30 protein-coding genes are annotated in these 17,796 nt (G+C 66.8%); 1 reads left to right on the top strand and 29 read right to left on the bottom strand.

From position 1 onward, the window contains the following. Positions 1-247: 247 nt before the first annotated feature. The 26 genes from ABZX96_RS18570 to ABZX96_RS18445 form a co-directional block, all read right to left on the bottom strand. Complete coding sequence (locus ABZX96_RS18570; RefSeq protein ID WP_355545587.1) at positions 248-901, bottom strand: adenylate kinase; 654 nt, start codon at positions 899-901, stop codon at positions 248-250. Then, positions 901-2,214: a preprotein translocase subunit SecY gene (secY, locus tag ABZX96_RS18565; RefSeq protein WP_355545585.1), complete on the bottom strand. Its 1,314-nt coding sequence runs from the start codon at positions 2,212-2,214 to the stop codon at positions 901-903. Before secY ends, ABZX96_RS18570 begins: the two co-directional genes overlap by 1 nt. A 202-nt stretch (positions 2,215-2,416) precedes the next feature. Then, complete coding sequence (rplO, locus tag ABZX96_RS18560; protein WP_355545584.1) at positions 2,417-2,872, bottom strand: 50S ribosomal protein L15; 456 nt, start codon at positions 2,870-2,872, stop codon at positions 2,417-2,419. 1 nt (position 2,873) lies between these two features. Further along, on the bottom strand, positions 2,874-3,056 hold the full coding sequence (rpmD, locus tag ABZX96_RS18555; protein WP_355545582.1) for a 50S ribosomal protein L30: 183 nt from the start codon (positions 3,054-3,056) through the stop codon (positions 2,874-2,876). Next, positions 3,056-3,661: a 30S ribosomal protein S5 gene (gene rpsE, locus ABZX96_RS18550; protein WP_355545580.1), complete on the bottom strand. Its 606-nt coding sequence runs from the start codon at positions 3,659-3,661 to the stop codon at positions 3,056-3,058. The genes rpmD and rpsE overlap by 1 nt, the downstream gene beginning before the upstream one ends. Positions 3,662-3,707: 46 nt before the next feature. Further along, positions 3,708-4,091 (bottom strand): 50S ribosomal protein L18, encoded by a 384-nt coding sequence (gene rplR / locus ABZX96_RS18545; RefSeq protein ID WP_355545578.1) that lies wholly within the window; start codon positions 4,089-4,091, stop codon positions 3,708-3,710. A 3-nt stretch (positions 4,092-4,094) separates the two neighbouring features. Then, positions 4,095-4,634: a 50S ribosomal protein L6 gene (gene rplF, locus ABZX96_RS18540; protein WP_355545576.1), complete on the bottom strand. Its 540-nt coding sequence runs from the start codon at positions 4,632-4,634 to the stop codon at positions 4,095-4,097. Between the two features lie 22 nt (positions 4,635-4,656). Next, positions 4,657-5,055 carry a 30S ribosomal protein S8 gene (rpsH, locus tag ABZX96_RS18535; RefSeq protein ID WP_355545574.1) on the bottom strand — a complete coding sequence of 133 codons (399 nt, stop codon included), beginning with the start codon at positions 5,053-5,055 and terminating at the stop codon, positions 4,657-4,659. 266 nt (positions 5,056-5,321) lie between these two features. Then, positions 5,322-5,507: a type Z 30S ribosomal protein S14 gene (locus ABZX96_RS18530; RefSeq protein ID WP_004571834.1), complete on the bottom strand. Its 186-nt coding sequence runs from the start codon at positions 5,505-5,507 to the stop codon at positions 5,322-5,324. Between the two features lies 1 nt (position 5,508). Next, complete coding sequence (rplE, locus tag ABZX96_RS18525; protein ID WP_242583626.1) at positions 5,509-6,069, bottom strand: 50S ribosomal protein L5; 561 nt, start codon at positions 6,067-6,069, stop codon at positions 5,509-5,511. Continuing rightward, positions 6,069-6,392, bottom strand: a complete 324-nt coding sequence (gene rplX, locus ABZX96_RS18520) for a 50S ribosomal protein L24 (RefSeq protein WP_065963007.1) — start codon at positions 6,390-6,392, stop codon at positions 6,069-6,071. The genes rplE and rplX overlap by 1 nt, the downstream gene beginning before the upstream one ends. A 3-nt stretch (positions 6,393-6,395) precedes the next feature. Then, entirely contained in the window at positions 6,396-6,764 is a 369-nt protein-coding gene (gene rplN / locus ABZX96_RS18515) for a 50S ribosomal protein L14 (protein ID WP_003998823.1), read from the bottom strand. Between the two features lie 99 nt (positions 6,765-6,863). Continuing rightward, a complete protein-coding gene (rpsQ, locus tag ABZX96_RS18510) occupies positions 6,864-7,145 on the bottom strand; it encodes a 30S ribosomal protein S17 (protein ID WP_019888756.1) in 282 nt (93 codons plus the stop codon). Then, the gene (gene rpmC, locus ABZX96_RS18505) at positions 7,145-7,369 is read right to left on the bottom strand and encodes a 50S ribosomal protein L29 (protein WP_355545568.1); all 225 of its coding nucleotides are present in this window, start codon (positions 7,367-7,369) and stop codon (positions 7,145-7,147) included. Before rpmC ends, rpsQ begins: the two co-directional genes overlap by 1 nt. Next, a complete protein-coding gene (gene rplP / locus ABZX96_RS18500; protein ID WP_355545565.1) occupies positions 7,369-7,788 on the bottom strand; it encodes a 50S ribosomal protein L16 in 420 nt (139 codons plus the stop codon). The genes rpmC and rplP overlap by 1 nt, the downstream gene beginning before the upstream one ends. Before the next feature lie 5 nt (positions 7,789-7,793). After that, positions 7,794-8,621 (bottom strand): 30S ribosomal protein S3, encoded by an 828-nt coding sequence (gene rpsC / locus ABZX96_RS18495; protein ID WP_355545562.1) that lies wholly within the window; start codon positions 8,619-8,621, stop codon positions 7,794-7,796. Then, entirely contained in the window at positions 8,621-8,968 is a 348-nt protein-coding gene (gene rplV, locus ABZX96_RS18490; RefSeq protein WP_009327087.1) for a 50S ribosomal protein L22, read from the bottom strand. The genes rpsC and rplV overlap by 1 nt, the downstream gene beginning before the upstream one ends. Before the next feature lie 44 nt (positions 8,969-9,012). Next, the gene (gene rpsS, locus ABZX96_RS18485; RefSeq protein ID WP_014178772.1) at positions 9,013-9,294 is read right to left on the bottom strand and encodes a 30S ribosomal protein S19; all 282 of its coding nucleotides are present in this window, start codon (positions 9,292-9,294) and stop codon (positions 9,013-9,015) included. Positions 9,295-9,306: 12 nt separating this feature from the next. After that, positions 9,307-10,143 carry a 50S ribosomal protein L2 gene (rplB, locus tag ABZX96_RS18480; RefSeq protein WP_355545558.1) on the bottom strand — a complete coding sequence of 279 codons (837 nt, stop codon included), beginning with the start codon at positions 10,141-10,143 and terminating at the stop codon, positions 9,307-9,309. 39 nt (positions 10,144-10,182) lie between these two features. Next, complete coding sequence (rplW, locus tag ABZX96_RS18475) at positions 10,183-10,518, bottom strand: 50S ribosomal protein L23 (protein ID WP_355545555.1); 336 nt, start codon at positions 10,516-10,518, stop codon at positions 10,183-10,185. Continuing rightward, positions 10,518-11,168, bottom strand: coding sequence for a 50S ribosomal protein L4 (rplD, locus tag ABZX96_RS18470; RefSeq protein ID WP_355545552.1), 651 nt, complete (start codon positions 11,166-11,168; stop codon positions 10,518-10,520). Before rplD ends, rplW begins: the two co-directional genes overlap by 1 nt. Positions 11,169-11,176: 8 nt before the next feature. Continuing rightward, complete coding sequence (gene rplC / locus ABZX96_RS18465) at positions 11,177-11,821, bottom strand: 50S ribosomal protein L3 (protein WP_355545549.1); 645 nt, start codon at positions 11,819-11,821, stop codon at positions 11,177-11,179. A 14-nt stretch (positions 11,822-11,835) separates the two neighbouring features. Next, positions 11,836-12,144 carry a 30S ribosomal protein S10 gene (gene rpsJ / locus ABZX96_RS18460; protein ID WP_003948644.1) on the bottom strand — a complete coding sequence of 103 codons (309 nt, stop codon included), beginning with the start codon at positions 12,142-12,144 and terminating at the stop codon, positions 11,836-11,838. Positions 12,145-12,615: 471 nt separating this feature from the next. After that, complete coding sequence (locus tag ABZX96_RS18455; protein WP_355545546.1) at positions 12,616-13,221, bottom strand: Uma2 family endonuclease; 606 nt, start codon at positions 13,219-13,221, stop codon at positions 12,616-12,618. Between the two features lie 152 nt (positions 13,222-13,373). Next, a complete protein-coding gene (locus ABZX96_RS18450; protein ID WP_355545544.1) occupies positions 13,374-13,583 on the bottom strand; it encodes a DUF397 domain-containing protein in 210 nt (69 codons plus the stop codon). Further along, the gene (locus ABZX96_RS18445) at positions 13,580-14,365 is read right to left on the bottom strand and encodes a helix-turn-helix transcriptional regulator (RefSeq protein ID WP_355545599.1); all 786 of its coding nucleotides are present in this window, start codon (positions 14,363-14,365) and stop codon (positions 13,580-13,582) included. The genes ABZX96_RS18450 and ABZX96_RS18445 overlap by 4 nt, the downstream gene beginning before the upstream one ends. 244 nt (positions 14,366-14,609) lie before the next feature. On the opposite strand from ABZX96_RS18445, the gene ABZX96_RS18440 reads away from it, so the two are divergent. Next, entirely contained in the window at positions 14,610-15,059 is a 450-nt protein-coding gene (locus ABZX96_RS18440; protein ID WP_355545542.1) for an ATP-binding protein, read from the top strand. 5 nt (positions 15,060-15,064) lie between these two features. On the opposite strand, the gene ABZX96_RS18435 is transcribed toward ABZX96_RS18440, so the two are convergent. The 3 genes from ABZX96_RS18435 to panD all read right to left on the bottom strand — a co-directional run bounded on the left by ABZX96_RS18435 (position 15,065) and on the right by panD (position 17,501). Next, positions 15,065-16,228 carry a hypothetical protein gene (locus ABZX96_RS18435; protein WP_355545540.1) on the bottom strand — a complete coding sequence of 388 codons (1,164 nt, stop codon included), beginning with the start codon at positions 16,226-16,228 and terminating at the stop codon, positions 15,065-15,067. Then, positions 16,225-16,794 (bottom strand): DUF4365 domain-containing protein, encoded by a 570-nt coding sequence (locus ABZX96_RS18430; RefSeq protein ID WP_355545537.1) that lies wholly within the window; start codon positions 16,792-16,794, stop codon positions 16,225-16,227. The genes ABZX96_RS18435 and ABZX96_RS18430 overlap by 4 nt, the downstream gene beginning before the upstream one ends. Before the next feature lie 281 nt (positions 16,795-17,075). After that, complete coding sequence (gene panD / locus ABZX96_RS18425; protein ID WP_355545534.1) at positions 17,076-17,501, bottom strand: aspartate 1-decarboxylase; 426 nt, start codon at positions 17,499-17,501, stop codon at positions 17,076-17,078. Positions 17,502-17,796 lie beyond the last annotated feature (295 nt).

Raw genomic sequence — 17,796 nt, 5'->3', positions numbered from 1 at the left:
TTTAACCCCCCCACGACGCAGACGGAGTTGCTGTGCTCGTTTAGTGATTTCCCTCCTGGTCGTCCGCCGACCCCCCGCCGCCCCCCCCGCCCGGGTGCCGCGGCCGTATGCGTGCTGTGGGGACCCGGGCGCACGCACCCCCGGTCACGGACCGGAACGGCGTACGCCCCGGTCGCGGACCAGGATGCCGAACGCCCCCCGATCCCGCACCGGGCCGCAGGCCGCGGCCCCGGTGCGATGGCGGGGACTACTCCCCGCGGCCCAGCGCCGCCATGGCGCGCTGGGTCACCTCTTCGACCGCGCCCAGGGCAGGGATCGTGACGACCAGGTCCTGCGCCTTGTAGTAGTCGATGATCGGCTCGGTCTCCGTGTGGTAGACCTCCAGCCGCTTGCGGACGGTCTCCTCGCGGTCGTCGTCACGCTGGTACAGCTCGCCGCCGCACACGTCGCACACGCCCTCCTGGGCGGGCTTCTTGTACGCGACGTGGAAGACGTGCGAGGAGTCGTTGCGGCAGATGCGGCGGCCGGCGATGCGCTTGACCACCTCGTCCTCGGGGACCTCCAGGTCCAGGACCGCGTCCAGCTTCAGCCCGGCGGCCTTGAGGTTCTCGTCCAGCGCCTCGGCCTGCTTCAGGTTGCGCGGGAACCCGTCGAGGAGGAAACCGCCCTCGGCGTCGGGCTGCTCCATGCGGTCCTTGGCCATCCCGATCGTGACCTCGTCCGGGACCAGGTTGCCCGCGTCCATGTAGGACTTGGCCTGCTTGCCGAGGGCCGTGCCCTGGCTGATGTTGGCGCGGAAGAGGTCGCCCGTGGAGATGTGCGGGATGCCGAGGTTCTGGGCAAGGTACGCGGCCTGCGTACCCTTGCCGGCACCCGGGGGCCCGACGAGGACGATTCGCATCAGCGGAGGAACCCTTCGTAGTTGCGCTGCTGGAGCTGGCTCTCGATCTGCTTCACGGTCTCCAGACCCACACCCACGATGATCAGGATGCTCGTCCCGCCGAACGGGAAGTTCTGGTTCGCCTTGAACAGCACCAACGCCACTGTTGGCACAAGCGCGATCAGCCCCAGATACAGCGATCCCGGCCACGTGATCCGGTTGAGCACGTAGCTGAGGTACTCGGCCGTGGGACGACCAGCCCGGATACCCGGGATGAAGCCACCATACTTCTTCATGTTGTCGGCGACCTCTTCGGGGTTGAAGGAGATGGCCACGTAGAAGAAGGCGAAGAAGACGATCAGGAGGAAGTAGGCGACGATGTAGACCGGGTGATCGCCCTTGGTGAAGTTGGCGGCGATCCAGGTCGCCCACCCCGCCTGGGATCCGCTGAACTGCGCCACCAGCGCCGGGATGTACAGCAGCGACGAGGCGAAGATGACGGGGATGACGCCCGCCTGGTTCACCTTGAGCGGGATGTAGGTGGACGTACCGCCGTAGGAGCGACGGCCGATCATCCGCTTGGCGTACTGGACGGGGATCCGCCGCTGCGCCTGCTCGACGAAGACCACCAGCGCGACCATCGCCAGACCCACGACGATGACGGTGAAGAACTCGATCCAGCCGTCGGCCAGCTTGCCGGACAGCTTGATCTGCCACAGCGCGCCCGGGAACGTCGCGGCGATGCCGACGAACATCAGGATCGACATGCCGTTGCCGATGCCGCGGTCGGTCACCAGCTCACCCAGCCACATGACCAGGGCGGTACCGGCGGTCATCGTGATGACCATGGTGATGGTGGTGAAGATCGAGGGGTCGGGGATGACCTGCGAGGCCACCGGGCAGCCCTGGAACAGCGCGCCGCTCTGCACCGCGGCGACCACGCCCGCGCCCTGCATCACGGCGAGTCCCACCGTCAGGTACCGCGTGTACTGCGTGATCTTGCCCTGGCCGGACTGCCCCTCCTTCTTGAGGGCCTCCAGCTTGGGAATGACCACGGTCAGGAGCTGGAGGATGATGCTCGCCGTGATGTACGGCATGATCCCCAGCGCGAAGATTGTGATCTGGAGCAGCGCGCCGCCGCTGAACATGTTCACCAGACCGAAGAGCCCGCCGTTGGCCCCGGCCTGCTTCATGCAGATGTCGACATTCGTGTAGCTCACGCCCGGTACGGGGATCTGTGACCCGAGCCGGTAGACCAGCACGATGCCCAACGTGAACAGCAGCTTCTTGCGCAGGTCGGGCGTCTTGAACGCTCGGGCGAACGCGGTGAGCACGGTGCCTCCTGCGCCCCCCGCGGACAGGCGGGAGGGGACGGTCTTGAGGATCGACGAATACAAAGCGGGCAAAAACCGCGCAGCCATCAGGACGCGCGGAGATAACAATGCACGCCACCTTACCGGCGACCGTGCCTCCCTTGGAACGACCAACCGGGGATGCCCCAGCAAGGGAGCATCCCCGGTCCGTTCACCGGTGAACTCAGACGAGTTCGGTGACGCTGCCGCCGGCAGCGGTGATCTTCTCCTTGGCGGAGCCGGAGACGGCGTCGACCGTCACCTGCAGCGCCACGGAGATCTCGCCCTGGCCCAGGACCTTGACGAGCTCGTTCTTGCGCACCGCGCCCTTGGCGACCAGGTCGGCCACCGTGACCTCGCCACCCTGCGGGTACAGCGCGGCCAGCTTCTCCAGGTTCACGACCTGGAACTGCTTGTGGGCGGGGTTCTTGAAGCCCTTCAGCTTCGGGAGGCGCATGTGGAGGGGCATCTGCCCACCCTCGAAGCGCTCCGGAACCTGGTAGCGGGCCTTGGTGCCCTTGGTACCACGACCAGCGGTCTTACCCTTGGACGCCTCACCACGACCGACACGGGTCTTGGCGGTCTTGGCGCCCGGGGCAGGACGGAGGTTGTGGACCTTCAGCGGGTTGTTCTCCGCCATGTCAGTCGACCTCCTTGACCGTCACGAGGTGGCGGACGGTGTGCACCATGCCGCGGAACTCGGGGCGGTCCTCCTTGACAACCACGTCGTTGATGCCCTTGAGGCCCAGCGAACGCAGGGTGTCACGGTGGTTCTGCTTGCTGCCGATGTAGGACTTGACCTGCGTGATCTGAAGGCGAGCCATTACGCGCTCACCCCAGCCCGCGCCCGCAGCAGTGCGGCGGGAGCAACGTCCTCCAGCGGCAGGCCACGACGGGCCGCGATCTCCTCGGGACGCTGCAGCCCCTGGAGCGCGGTCACCGTGGCGTGCACGATGTTGATCGGGTTCGACGAACCGAGCGACTTGCTCAGCACGTCGTGGATGCCCGCGCACTCCAGAACGGCGCGCACCGGGCCACCGGCGATCACACCGGTACCGGGGGAAGCCGGCTTGAGCAGGACGACGCCCGCGGCCTTCTCGCCCTGGATCGGGTGCGGGATGGTGCCGGCGATACGGGGAACCTTGAAGAAGTGCTTCTTGGCCTCCTCAACGCCCTTGGCGATGGCGGCCGGCACCTCCTTGGCCTTGCCGTAACCGACACCCACGGTGCCGTCACCGTCGCCCACCACGACCAGCGCGGTGAAGCTGAAGCGACGACCACCCTTCACAACCTTGGCGACGCGGTTGATTGCGACAACGCGCTCGACGTAGGCGGTCTTCTCGGCGGCAGCGCCACCGTCCCGCCGGTCCTTACGGTCCCGCCGCTCGCCGCCACCGGCGCCGCCACCGCGGCGCTGGGGTCCAGCCATTGGATTTACCTCTCTCGTTTACGTCCGCTAGCTACGGAACCGGGGCTTAGAACTTCAGCCCGGCTTCGCGGGCGGCGTCGGCCAGAGCGGCAATCCGCCCGGCGTACTGGTTGCCACCACGGTCGAACACGACGGCCTCGACACCGGCGGCCTTGGCCCGCTCGGCAACCAGGGCGCCGACCTGCTTGGCCTGGGCGCTCTTGTCGCCCTCGCCACCGCGGATCGAAACGTCCAGGGTCGACGCCGAGGCCAGCGTGTGGCCCGCGATGTCGTCGATGACCTGCGCCACCATGTGGCGGTTGGACCGCGTCACGACCAGACGCGGACGCTCCGGCGTACCCGAAATCCGCTTGCGGATGCGGATGTGGCGCCGCTTGAGGGCGGCACCCTTGCGGGCGTTGCCCTTCGCGATCTTCACACCGTATGCCATGGCTTACTTACCAGCCTTTCCGACCTTGCGGCGGATGACCTCGCCGGCGTACTTCACGCCCTTGGCCTTGTACGGGTCGGGCTTCCGCAGCTTGCGGATGTTCGCGGCGACCTCGCCGACCTTCTGCTTGTCGATGCCCAGGACGCTGAGCTTCGTGGGCGACTCGACCTTGAAGGAGATGCCCTCGGGCGCCTCGACCACGATCGGGTGGCTGTAACCGAGCGAGAACTCCAGGTTGGAGCCCTTCGCCTGCACGCGGTAACCGACACCGCTGATCTCAAGGTCCTTGCTGTAACCCTGGGTCACGCCGGTGATCATGTTCGCCACCAGCGTGCGGGACAGGCCGTGCAGGGCCTTGTTCTGACGCTCGTCGTTCGGGCGGGTGACGTGCAGGACGCCGTCCTCACCCTTGGCGACCTCGATGGGCGCGGCGACGGTGTGGCTCAGGGAACCCTTGGGGCCCTTCACCTGGACCGTACGGCCATCGATGGTGACGTCCACACCAGCGGGAACCTGGATGGGCAGCTTGCCAATGCGCGACATTAGCTATTCCTCCGTTCCCTGATTACCAGACGTAGGCGAGAACTTCTCCGCCTACGCCCTTCTTGCTGGCCTGCTGGCCGGTGAGCAGACCGTGGGACGTGGAGATGATGGCCACGCCCAGGCCGCCGAGCACCTTCGGCAGGTTGGTGGACTTCGCGTACACCCGCAGACCCGGCTTCGAGATGCGCTTGATGCCGGCGATCGAGCGCTCGCGGTTGGGGCCGAACTTCAGCTCGATGACGAGGTTCTTGCCGACCTCGGCGTCCTCGACCTTCCAGCCGGTGATGTAACCCTCCTGCTGGAGGATCTCCGCGATGTGCGACTTGATCTTGCTGTGCGGCATCACGACGGTGTCGTGGTACGCCGAGTTCGCGTTACGCAGACGCGTGAGCATGTCTGCGATCGGATCAGTCATGGTCATGAATTGGCCTTCGGCCTCTCTCGCCGGGGTTTCCTGTATGCGCCATCCCTCTCCCCGATCAGAGTCGGGACGGGTGCGGCGCGGGGACCTTCGGCGTAGTAAGTCGGTCAGGGCGGCGGGCGCCCAACCCCGCAAGCCTACGGCATACGAGGTGGGAGCCCGCCGACCAGATGCTTACCGAGAGCCTCTTGACAATCCCTGCCGGAATGCCCCGCCCTTGGACAACGCGCCCCGAGGGGACGGTCGTCGGGCGGCGCCCGGAGGAATTACCAGGAGCTCTTGGTGACGCCCGGCAGCTCGCCGCGGTGAGCCATCTCACGGAGGCACACGCGGCACAGGCCGAACTTGCGGTAGACGGAGTGCGGCCGGCCGCAGCGCTGGCAACGCGTGTACGCGCGGACAGCGAACTTCGGCTTGCGAGCCGCCTTAGCGATCAGAGCCTTCTTCGCCACGTCAGTTCTCCTTGAACGGGAAGCCGAGGTGACGAAGCAGGGCACGGCCCTCGTCGTCGTTCTGGGCGGTCGTCACCACGGTGATGTCCATGCCCCGGACCCGGTCGATCTTGTCCTGGTCGATCTCGTGGAACATGACCTGCTCCGTGAGACCGAAGGTGTAGTTGCCCCGGCCGTCGAACTGCTTCGGGGACAGACCCCGGAAGTCGCGGATGCGCGGCAGCGCCAGCGACAGCAGGCGGTCCAGGAACTCCCACATGCGGTCACCGCGGAGGGTGACGTGGGCACCGATCGGCTGGCCCTCACGCAGCTTGAACTGCGCGATGGACTTACGGGCCTTGGTGACGGCCGGCTTCTGGCCGGTGATCGTGGTGAGGTCGCGGATGGCGCCCTCGATCAGCTTGGAGTCGCGGGCGGCGTCGCCCACACCCATGTTGACCACGATCTTGGTCAGACCGGGGATCTGCATGACGTTCTCGTAGGAGAACTCGTCCTTCAGCTTCCCGGCGATCTCTTCGCGGTAGCGCGTCTTCAGACGCGGCGCGTTGGTGGTGGCAGTCATCAGATGTCCTCACCGGTCCGCTTGGCAACGCGGATCTTGTTGCCCTCGTCGTCGAAGCGGTACCCGACGCGGGTGACGACCTTCTTGCCGTCCTTCTCCACGACCAGCTGCACGTTGCTGACGTGGATGGGGGCCTCGGTCGTCACGATGCCGCCGGTCTTCGAGCCACGAGCGGTCTGGCCGGCCTTGGTGTGCTTCTTGACCCGGTTGACACCCTCGACCAGGACGCGGTCCTCGCGGGGGAAGGCCTGGATGACCTTGCCCTGCTTGCCCTTGTCCTTACCGGTGATGACCTGGACCAGGTCGCCCTTCTTGATCTTCATCGGTTACAGCACCTCCGGCGCGAGCGAGATGATCTTCATGAACTTCTTCTCGCGCAGCTCCCGGCCCACGGGGCCGAAGATACGGGTGCCGCGGGGGTCGCCATCGTTCTTGAGGATGACGGCCGCGTTCTCGTCGAAGCGGATGTACGAGCCGTCCGGACGGCGGCGCTCCTTGACGGTGCGAACGATGACCGCCTTGACGACGTCACCCTTCTTCACGTTGCCACCGGGGATCGCGTCCTTGACGGTGGCGACGATGACGTCACCGATGCCCGCGTAGCGGCGACCGGAGCCACCGAGAACACGGATGCAAAGGATCTCCTTCGCACCAGTGTTGTCGGCGACGCGCAGTCGCGACTCCTGCTGGATCACGTCTATCTCCTGATCGTCTGCCGGTTCCCGGCAGGGACTCCCTGGGGAGTCCCTGCCGAGCCTGGCGGAACTGGCCTGAGGGCTGCTGCCCTCAGGTAATTACTTGGCCTTTTCGAGGATCTCGACGACGCGCCAGCGCTTCGTCGCGGACAGCGGCCGGGTCTCCATCAGGAGGACGCGGTCGCCGACACCCGCGGCGTTCTGCTCGTCGTGCGCCTTGAGCTTGTTCGTACGGCGGATGACCTTGCCGTACAGCGCGTGCTTGACGCGGTCCTCGACGGCGACGACGACGGTCTTGTCCATCTTGTCGCTGACGACCAGACCCTCACGGGTCTTGCGGAAGCCGCGCTCGTTCGTCTCAGTCACATTCTTCTCGCTCATCAGGCGCTCTCCACCGTCTCGATGCCGAGCTCGCGCTCCCGCATCAGGGTGTAGATCCGGGCGATGTCCTTGCGGACGGCCTTCAGCCGGCCGTGGTTCTCAAGCTGTCCGGTTGCCGCCTGGAAGCGGAGGTTGAACAGCTCCTCCTTGGCCTCACGAAGCTTCGCGACGAGGTCCTCGTCCTTCAGCTCGCGCAGCTCGGTCGCCTTGGTACCGGCCGCCATCACGACTCACCTGCCTCGCGCCGCACGATGCGGCACTTCATCGGAAGCTTGTGCGCGGCGCGGGTCAGCGCCTCGCGAGCAACCTTTTCGTTCGGGAAGGACAGCTCGAACATCACCCGACCGGGCTTGACGTTCGCGACCCACCACTCCGGAGAACCCTTACCGGAACCCATGCGGGTCTCGGCCGGCTTCTTCGTCAGCGGACGGTCGGGGTAGATGTTGATCCACACCTTGCCGCCACGCTTGATGTGACGGGTCATGGCGATACGAGCGGACTCGATCTGCCGGTTCGTCACGTAGGCCGGGGTCACGGCCTGGATGCCGTACTCACCGAAGGCCAGCTCGGTGCCACCCTTGGCCATGCCGTTGCGCTTGGGGTGGTGCTGCTTGCGGTGCTTGACCCTACGAGGGATCAGCATGTCGGTCAGGCCTCCGTTCCGGTGCTCTCAGCAGCCGGAGCAGCGGCAGCGGCCTCGGCCTTGGGAGCCTCGACAGCGGCGTTCTGCTGCGGCTTGCGACCGCCGCGGCCACCGCGCTCGCCACCGCGACGCGGGCGGTCGTTGCCGCCACCGCGGGCCGGGCGGTTGCCCGCACGGGCGGCGGCGTTCTCGGCGCGGACCTCGGCGATGTTCTTGACGTCGCCCTTGTAGATCCAGACCTTCACGCCGATGCGGCCGAAGGTCGTACGGGCCTCGAAGAAGCCGTAGTCGACGTTCGCGCGGAGCGTGTGCAGGGGCACGCGGCCCTCGCGGTAGAACTCCGAGCGGGACATCTCGGCGCCGCCGAGACGGCCACCACACTGGATCTTGATGCCCTTGGCGCCGGCCTTCATCGTCGACTGCATGCTCTTGCGCATGGCGCGACGGAAGGAGACGCGGGAGGACAGCTGCTCGGCGACGGCCTGGGCCACCAGCTGAGCGTCCGTCTCCGGGTTCTTGACCTCAAGGATGTTCAGCTGAACCTGCTTGCCGGTCAGCTTCTCCAGCTCACCGCGGATGCGGTCGGCCTCGGCGCCGCGGCGGCCGATGACGATGCCCGGGCGAGCGGTGTGGATGTCAACGCGGACGCGCTCACGGGTGCGCTCGATCTCAACCTTCGAGATACCGGCGCGCTCCATGCCCTTCGTCATCATGCGACGAATGGCGACGTCTTCCTTGACGTAGTCCTTGTACAGCTTGTCGGCGTACCAGCGGCTCTTGAAGTCCGTGGTGATGCCGAGCCGGAACCCGTGCGGGTTAACCTTCTGGCCCATTACCGGGTCCCTTCCTTGCTGCTGACGACCACGGTGATGTGGCTGGTCCGCTTGCGGATCCGGTAGGCACGGCCCTGGGCGCGCGGACGGAACCGCTTCAGGGTCGGGCCCTCGTCGACGTACGCCTCGGAAATGAAGAGGCTGGACGCGTCGGTGTGGTCGTAGTTGTGCGCCGCGTTGGCAATGGCGCTGTCAAGCACCTTGCCCACGGGCACGCTCGCGGCCTGCGGGGCGAAACGCAGGACCGCCTGAGCCTCCGTGGCATCCATGCCACGGATGAGGTCCACCACGCGGCGGGCCTTCATGGGCGTGACGCGGATGTACCGCGCCTGGGCCCTGGCTTCCATGGTTGTCCCTTCGGTGTCAGTCATAGGTCTTCGCACTCCGCCGATCAGCGACGCCGCGACTTGCGGTCGTCCTTCTCGTGGCCGCGGAAGGTGCGGGTCGGCGCGAACTCGCCGAGCTTGTGGCCGACCATCGACTCGGTGACGAACACCGGGACGTGCTTGCGGCCGTCGTGCACCGCGATCGTGTGGCCGAGCATGGCCGGGACGATCATCGAGCGGCGGGACCAGGTCTTGATGACGTTCTTGGTGCCGGCTTCGTTCTGGACATCCACCTTCTTGATCAGGTGGTCGTCGACGAAGGGCCCCTTCTTGAGACTGCGCGGCATCTAAACCCGCTCCTAGCGCTTCTTGTTCGTCTTGCGGCGGCGGACGATGTACTTGTTGCTGGCCTTCTTCGGCGAGCGAGTACGACCCTCCTTCTTGCCCCAGGGCGAGACCGGGTGGCGACCACCGGAGGTCTTGCCCTCACCACCACCGTGCGGGTGGTCAACCGGGTTCATCACGACACCACGCACGGTCGGGCGGACGCCCTTCCAGCGCATACGGCCGGCCTTGCCCCAGTTGATGTTCGACTGCTCGGCGTTGCCGACCTCGCCGACGGTGGCGCGGCAGCGCACGTCGACCAGGCGGATCTCACCGGACGGCATACGAAGGTGGGCCATGGAGCCCTCCTTCGCCAGCAGCTGCACGGAGGCACCCGCGGAGCGGGCGAACTTCGCGCCGCCGCCGGGCCGCAGCTCGATGGCGTGGATGGTCGTACCCACGGGGATGTGGCGCAGCGGCAGGTTGTTGCCCGGCTTGATGTCGGCGCCAGGGCCGTTCTCGATCCGGTCGCCCTGCGACAGGCCGCGGGGGGCGATGATGTAGCGCTTCTCGCCGTCCACGTAGTGCAGCAGCGCGATGCGCGCGGTGCGGTTCGGGTCGTACTCGATGTGCGCGACCTTGGCCGGCACGCCGTCCTTGTCGTGACGACGGAAGTCGATCACACGGTAGGCGCGCTTGTGGCCACCGCCCTGGTGGCGAACGGTCACACGACCGGCGTTGTTACGGCCACCCTTGCTGTGCAGCGGGCGGACCAGCGACTTCTCCGGCGTGGACCGCGTGATCTCGACAAAGTCGGCGACGCTGGAGCCACGGCGGCCCGGGGTCGTCGGCTTGTACTTGCGGATACCCATTTCTCAGTCCTCGTCCGATTCCGGACGACTCGACCTCCGTCAGGAGGTCGGGCCGCCGAAGATGTCGATACGGTTGCCCTCGGCAAGGGTCACGATGGCGCGCTTGGTGTCCGCGCGCTTGCCGAAACCGGTGCGGGTCCGCTTGCGCTTGCCCTGCCGGTTGATCGTGTTGACCCCGGTGACCTTGACCGAGAAGACCGCCTCGACGGCCTGCTTGATCTGGGTCTTGTTGGCGCGCGGGTCGACGATGAACGTGTACTTGTTCTCGTCCAGCAGCGCGTAGCTCTTCTCGGAAACAACCGGCTTGACGAGAATGTCGCGCGGGTCCGTGAAGGTCTTGCTGGTAACGGTGACCTGCTCGGCGATGTCAGCCATCAGGCGTCGCTCCCTTCGGTCTCAACGGCCTTGGGGCCAGACACGAAGGACTCGAACGCGGTCTGGGTGAAGACCACGTCGTCGGAGACGAGGACGTCGTACGTGTTCAGCTGGCCCGGCTCCAGGATGTGGACCTGGGGCAGGTTGCGAGCGGAGAGCCACGCGGCCTCGTCGGCGCGGTCGGCGACCAGGAGCACGTTCTTGCGCTCGCTGATCTTGCCGAACAGAGCCTTGGCGGCCTTGGTGGAGATCGCGCCCTCGACCACGCCGGAGACGACGTGGATACGGCTGTGACGGGCCCGGTCGGTGAGGGCACCGCGCAGGGCGGCGGCCTTCATCTTCTTCGGGGTCCGCTGCGAGTAGTCACGCGGCACGGGGCCGTGGACGACGCCACCGCCGGCGAACTGCGGCGCACGGGTCGAACCCTGGCGCGCGCGGCCGGTGCCCTTCTGGCGGTACGGCTTCTTGCCACCGCCGCGGACCTCGCCGCGAGTCTTGGTCTTGTGCGTGCCCTGACGGGCAGCGGCCAGCTGCGCGACGACGACCTGGTGGATCAGCGGAACGCTGACCTTCGCGTCGAAGATCTCCGCGGGGAGCTCGACGGTCCCGGCCTTGTCGCCTGCCGGCGAAAGGATGTCAATGGTGCTCATCGGTTACCTCAGGCCCCCTTGGCCGCGGTACGGACCAGGACGAGGCCGCCGTTCGGACCGGGAACTGCGCCCTTGATGAGCAGCAGACCCTTCTCCGCGTCAACGGCGTGGACGGTCAGGTTCTGGGTGGTGACCCGCTCATTGCCCATACGGCCGGCCATCCGCATGCCCTTGAACACGCGGCCCGGGGTGGCGCAGCCACCGATGGAGCCCGGCTTGCGGTGCACCTTGTGGGCACCGTGCGAGGCCTTGCCGCCGCCGAAGCCGTGACGCTTCATGACACCGGCGAAGCCCTTGCCCTTGCTCTTGCCGGTCACGTCCACCTTGACGCCGGACTCGAAGGTCTCAGCGGTCAGCTCCTGGCCGAGGGTGTACTCGCTCGCGTCGGGAGTACGGACCTCGACGAGGTGACGACGGGGAGTGACGTCGGCCTTCGCGAAGTGGCCCTTGAGGGGCTTGTTCACCTTGCGCGGGTCGATCTCGCCGAAGGCGATCTGGACGGAGTCGTAGCCGTCCTTGTCATTGGTGCGCACCTGGGTAACGACGCAGGGGCCGGCCTTCACCACGGTCACCGGAACGACACGGTTGTTGTCGTCCCAGACCTGGGTCATGCCGAGCTTCTCGCCCAGGATGCCCTTGATCTGCTTAGCCATCTCTACCGCGCCTCTCAGAGCTTGATCTCGATGTCAACGCCGGCCGGAAGGTCCAGGCGCATCAGCGAGTCAACGGTCTTCGGGGTCGGGTCGAGGATGTCGATCAGGCGCTTGTGCGTGCGCATCTCGAAGTGCTCGCGCGAGTCCTTGTACTTGTGCGGCGACTTGATGACGCAGTACACGTTCTTCTCAGTGGGCAGCGGCACCGGGCCCGCGACCGACGCACCAGTGCGGGTCACCGTCTCGACGATCTTCTTCGCCGAGCTGTCGATGACCTCGTGGTCGTAGGCCTTGAGCCGGATGCGGATCTTCTGTCCCGCCATGGCTACTCAGTAGTCCTGTCTCTCGTAACGCTCTGGGACCCGGTGCGTCCCGCCCCTTCGCAGAGACGGCCGCCCCTCCTCCGACCCACGCGGTCGGGCGTGTCGCGCCCCTTCTCGCAGTTCTCCACCAGCTTCGTCGATCTCCACTGGAGGAGCCCCTGAAAAGGAGTACGTGGGGGAAGGACACCCACCGGGCGCCTGGCTGGTACCCCGCCCACGCTTCCCGGAAGATTCCCGTACTTCCGCCCCTGATAAGAGGCGACGAATACCTGGGACTCGCTTCCAGTCCTCCCGGCGGGAGGCGCGCAGCATCGGCACTCAACCGAGCAACCTGGATAGTGTGCCATAGCACGGGGAGACCAGGCCAATCGGGGCGCAAGATCGTACACCCGGGGCGCCTGGACGGCGTACAGGGGCGGGATCGGTCACGCATCCGCACGATCCCGACTACAGAACGCGGCGCCCGGACTCTCACAACCGGTCGAGCAGCACATCGAGATCGACATCGATGGTAAACGGCCGCGCCGCGTGCAGCCGCCCACGATACGTCCCGGTCGGCACGTAGCACCCCTTCTGCGCATCCAGCTCGTGCGTCCGCACCTGCGGGCGCCACCGCCGCCCCGTCGGCTCCACCAGCCAGAAGTACGGAATCCCGGCCGCCGCGTACTTCCGCGCCTTCACCCGCTCGTCCCGCTCCCGCGTGTCCCGCGCCACGGCCTCCACGGCGAGCACGACATCCTCCGCCTCGAAGCGGTCCTGCGTCCTGTCCCGCACCGCCTTCGCGTGGACGACGGACAGGTCCGGCTCCGGCGCGTTGTACCGGTCCAGCACGACGGTCATCTGCTGGATCACCCACATGCCGTCCGTCGCACTGCGGCGCAGCACGCCGTACAACATGCACAGGACCACCGAGTGGAAGTCCGTCTGTGGATCCGCCCGCATCAGGCACCCGTCGATCAGCTCGGTGTGCCGGGGCAGGTCGGGCAGCTTGTAGAGATCCTCGACGGTGAAGCCGGCGCCCTGGGGCGGGCGGCGATGATTGAAGAGGATCCATTCGTCGATGGGTGTGTAGGTCATGGCGGGGAGCCTGACGGCGATGCCGCCACCACGTCCGCCGAACGGCCCAGGGGCGCCCGAAGGGAGGGGAACGGGTGCGCGGGTTTGACGTGGGTGTGCCCCGTCACCGGTATCGCTGGTGGCGGGGCACGGCCTCGCGTGCGTGGCTACGGTCAGCGCCCGGTGGCGTACGCGACGAACTCGGCCCAAGCAGGAGCCGCGAAGGCCAGGTGGGGGCCGTCCGCATTCTTGGAGTCCCGGACGTGGACGGTGCCGGGGATGGCTGCCACCTCAATGCAGTCGGAATCCGGCGCACTACTGCTGTGACTGCTCTTGATCCACTCCAGTACCGCACCGCGCTCGGCTGAGTGCTCGCAGATCATGTCTCTCCCAGCATCTTCTCGATGAGGATCAACGACTCCCGGGGAGTGAGAGCCTGTGCCCGGATGATGCCGTACTGCATCTCCAGGTATTGCACTTCCGCAGGCTCGGAGATCAGTCGGCCATAGCGCTGCACTTCCACATAGCCAACCGTCTTGCCACCACGAAGCTTCAGCACTCGGAGAGCACCGCTCAAGCCTGCGTGGTCATCCCGGTCGGTCGGCATGACCTGGATCTCTACATTGCGGAGCTGTCCGAGCTCCAACAATCGCTCCAGTTGCCGCCGGTGTACGGACCTGCCGCCGGTCGGGCGCCTCAATGTCACCTCTTCCTGCACAAAGCTGAACAGCGAAGTAGGTTGGTCCGCGATGACCTCCTGGCGAGCCACCCTGGCCGCCACTTGCCGCTCCACCGCCTCTTCCATCAGCAAGGGGCGCCACATTCCGAACAACGCCCGCGCGTACTCCTCCGTCTGGAGTAGCGCGTGCACCGTGTGGTTGCTGTAGGCTCCCATCTCCACCGACTCGGCCTCCAGCTTGGCCAGGTCGCGGACCTTCTTCGGGTACTTGGCCTCGGCGGCGTCGCTCTTCATCGCGGCGAGCTTGCCCTCCGCGCCGAGTACGTCGTCCGCACGGTCCAGGAACTCCGGCTTCGGGACCCGGCGCCCGCGTTCCACAGAGGACACCATCTCGTGGCTGTACCCGATGGCCTCGCCGAATTCCGGCTGGGTCATTCCGGCGGCCTCCCGCCAGAGCTTCACCTGACGGCCGACCGCCCTGGCCACCGCCCCGGACTCGTCCTCAAGGCCCGGATCCCAGCCTCCTCCGTCCGTCCTGTCCGTCGCGCCATTCGTACGGGTCTCACGTCCCGCGTCGTCCTCGTCCGCACTCACCCGCGTTCACCTCCGGGAATTCCCGCGAATCGGTGCCGTACGGCCCAGAAACGCCCCTATCCCACCAGCGGACAGTCACTCTCCGTACGGGCTTGAATACTGGCCAGATTAGGGCTGTCCCGACACGCTGGGTGGCGTGGAAAAAGAAATCACCCGAACGAAAAGCTGCTCCAACTCGCCTGATTCGGAGCGCCAGTTCACCGTATTGCTGTCCGCCACGCGCAGGGGCGCACGTCTCGGCCGTCTGCTCGCGACCGAGCAGTTGCGGTCCTGGGGCCTGCCCCTCGACACGGCCACGCTTGTGATCGCGGAACTGGCTTCGAACGCGGCACTGCACGGCCGCGTACAGGGCCGGGACTTCCGCCTGAGCCTGTCGGTCGTGGACGCGGACACGCTGCGTATCGAGGTGACGGACGCCCGGGTGGACCGCGTCCCGGCCCGCCGACGGCCGGACAGTCCGACCGGCGCCGAGTCGGGGTACGGCCTACTGCTCGTGGAGGAACTGGCCGAGCGCTGGGGCGTCAGCCAGCCCACAAGCCTGTCCAAGACCGTGTGGGCCGAATGTGCCTTGTACCGATCCTGCTGAACAGGTCAGACCTTGACTCGGTGCACCGTGAAGCCGGTGACCGGCTCCACCCGCGCTTGGCCGCCACGCATGGCAACGTCTCCCCGGACCGTGATCTCATGGCCCTGATCGTGTGCCAGCGCGGCTTGCGAGTAGTCCTCCTGCCTCAGCACCATCCGGTAACGCCGGAGCCGGCCGTGCTCCTCGCCTTCGACGGCCGCCAGCACGGTGACCTCCCCCGGGCCATGCGGACGGGAGCGGTTCAGACGGACGACCGTGCCGCGCAGAAACGCGCCACGTCGGCCGAGGCGCGCCCGCAGGTCGCGGGCGCCCTCCTGCAAGGGATCAAGAAGCGCCCGGGGAAAGTCGAGGGGGGGCGTGTCCCGGTTCACGCGCAACTCGGGCGCCCAGGCGAAGCTGAACTCATAGGGGTTGCGCTCTTCGCCCGCCATCCGGACGAGCGCTTCGCAAAGGTTCGCGGACACACCTTCGGCGGCGTACTGAGCGAAATCGACCAGGCTGTCGCGGCGCAGGGACTCGCGTGCCGCCTGGCCGGCGCACCGGACACCCGTGTACAGACGGCGCGAGACCTGCCGCGCGAATGGCTCAGCCGCGGGTGCATCAACTGGCACTTCACCATTCGGCCCGGCGAGCGGCGTCTGGGCCGCGATGACGTAGCTTCCGGGCCGGGTCTGGTCCAGCCGCACTGTGCTCACGAAGTCTTTCACCCGCTGTGACTTCTGGGCGGGCTGCACGGACTGCGGATCCGAGGCACCAGCGGCTGCCGCCGCAGCTGCCACCATCAAGTCCCTCAGCCCGACGAGAGCCGGGACGAGATCGACCAGGAGCGCCGTGCCGGGCGGGCCTTGCGGGAGAAGACGCAGATATTGCCAATCTGCGGGTGGCAGCGTCATCTCCCGCAGCACCTCACCCGGACGGCGGTTCTCCACTACTGCAAGGGTCTCCAGTAGGTCGGCGACACGATTGGCGTAGTCACGGGGCCGACGGTCCAGCGGAACCATCACCTCGTACGGCGGGCCAGAAACACCAGGAGGGGTCGGCAGTGCCCAGATCTGACCACGCCCGTAGTCGCGTTGCGCGGACCAGCCGTGACCTCGCAAGTAGCGAAGAATATCCGCAGGCACCATCGTGGCCGCCTGATCGAACTCCACATCCGAGATGACGATCATCGCGCCTCCAACTTGTCGCGGAATTCCGGGACGAAGAGGTTGTGCAGGGCCGGGATGGTCAGCAGATTCGCTTTCGGAACAACCACCGGGACCTTGCTGTCCTGGTGACGGCCCTCCAGTGGTGCGCAGTCGTGGAAACATGCCCAGTAGGCCGCGTACCTCAGCAAAAGCCCTTCATGGTCTACATCGATCCATTGGTTCATGTCTTCCGGCACGACAACGAGGAAGAGAAACCGAGGGTCGTACCAGTCACGGCCCGACAGAAGGTTGAAGTTGCGCACTCGGAGCGGGTAATGCCAATGGTCTTCGTCAGCCTTGACGTGGCCGGGGCGACTCCAGCACTTCACCTGGGCAACGATCTTCGGTTGTTTCATGTTGCCGCTGCGGCCTGGATACGTCAGCTCCCAGTCGAAGCCCAGTCGATCGCGGGACTTCCCCACGTTCAAGTTCGCTGCGCATGCCAGCGCCTGCACGAACTGCTCGCCGAAGTCCCCCTTGTGTCCGCTGTCACCCAGGGGGAGCGGCTCCAGCCACCGGCCTTCACCGATGTTGCTTACGCCATCCATTCGCGGGGACGGAATTGCGGGAAGGCAACCGTCGGCCGAGCCTCGGGCGCTCTCGTCCCTCTTCGGCTGATCCCCCATAAGCCCCCCACGCCACAGCGCACTCGTACGACTACGGAGTGTATCCACTCTGGCGGTCAGCACGCACCTGCGCACGAAAGACTTGCCCGGTGGCCATTCATGGCAAAAGAGGTGACGTAGGCCCTGTGCCGTATGGCCGTGAGGACGCGACCGTCCTTGGCGCACAGGGCAGCCGACCTCTCAGGCCTGGCCGCCCCTACCCCTCACCCCGCCGCAGCCACCGCCCCCGGCCCCCGCACCGCGTCCCCGCCCGGTACCGGTTCCGAAGCGTCGGAGCTCACGCCCACGATGCGGTTCGCCGCATCGACATGCACCACGCGCGGGCGCAGTGTGCGGGCCTCGGTGTCGTCCACCTGGGCGTAGCTGATGAGGATCACCAGGTCGCCGGGGTGGACGAGGTGGGCGGCGGCGCCGTTGATGCCGATGATCCCGGAGCCGCGTTCGCCCTCGATGATGTACGTCTCCAGGCGGGCGCCGTTGGTGATGTCGACGATGTGGACGAGTTCGCCGGGGAGCAGGTCGGCGGCGTCCAGCAGGTCGGCGTCCACCGTCACCGAACCGACGTAGTGCAGGTCCGCCTGCGTCACGGTGGCGCGGTGGATCTTGGACTTGAACATGGTGCGCAGCATGGCGTCACTCCTGAGGGAAGAAGGTCGCGCCCTCGGGTCGTCGAGGTGCGCGCCGGCCCGCCCATGCTAGGGCCAAAGGTTTACGTACGGGCGTGAGTTGATCAAGAGGTGGCACCGGGGCCCGGTTCGTCGGGCCTCGGTGAACCGGCCCGCGACGGACCGGGCGGCGGCGTCTCGGGACGTAAACCCACCCCAGCACTGGTGCTGGAGAACCCCTCCCACCCACCCCACCGCACAGGTCACCCGCTTGGGTGATACCGCCCCGCAGCGGTGGCGGAGGGCGCGGTCCGGGCGG

This window comes from Streptomyces sp. NPDC003077 (genome assembly GCF_040611095.1).
GTDB lineage: Bacteria > Actinomycetota > Actinomycetes > Streptomycetales > Streptomycetaceae > Streptomyces.
This window is presented reverse-complemented; position numbering and strand designations above follow the sequence as displayed.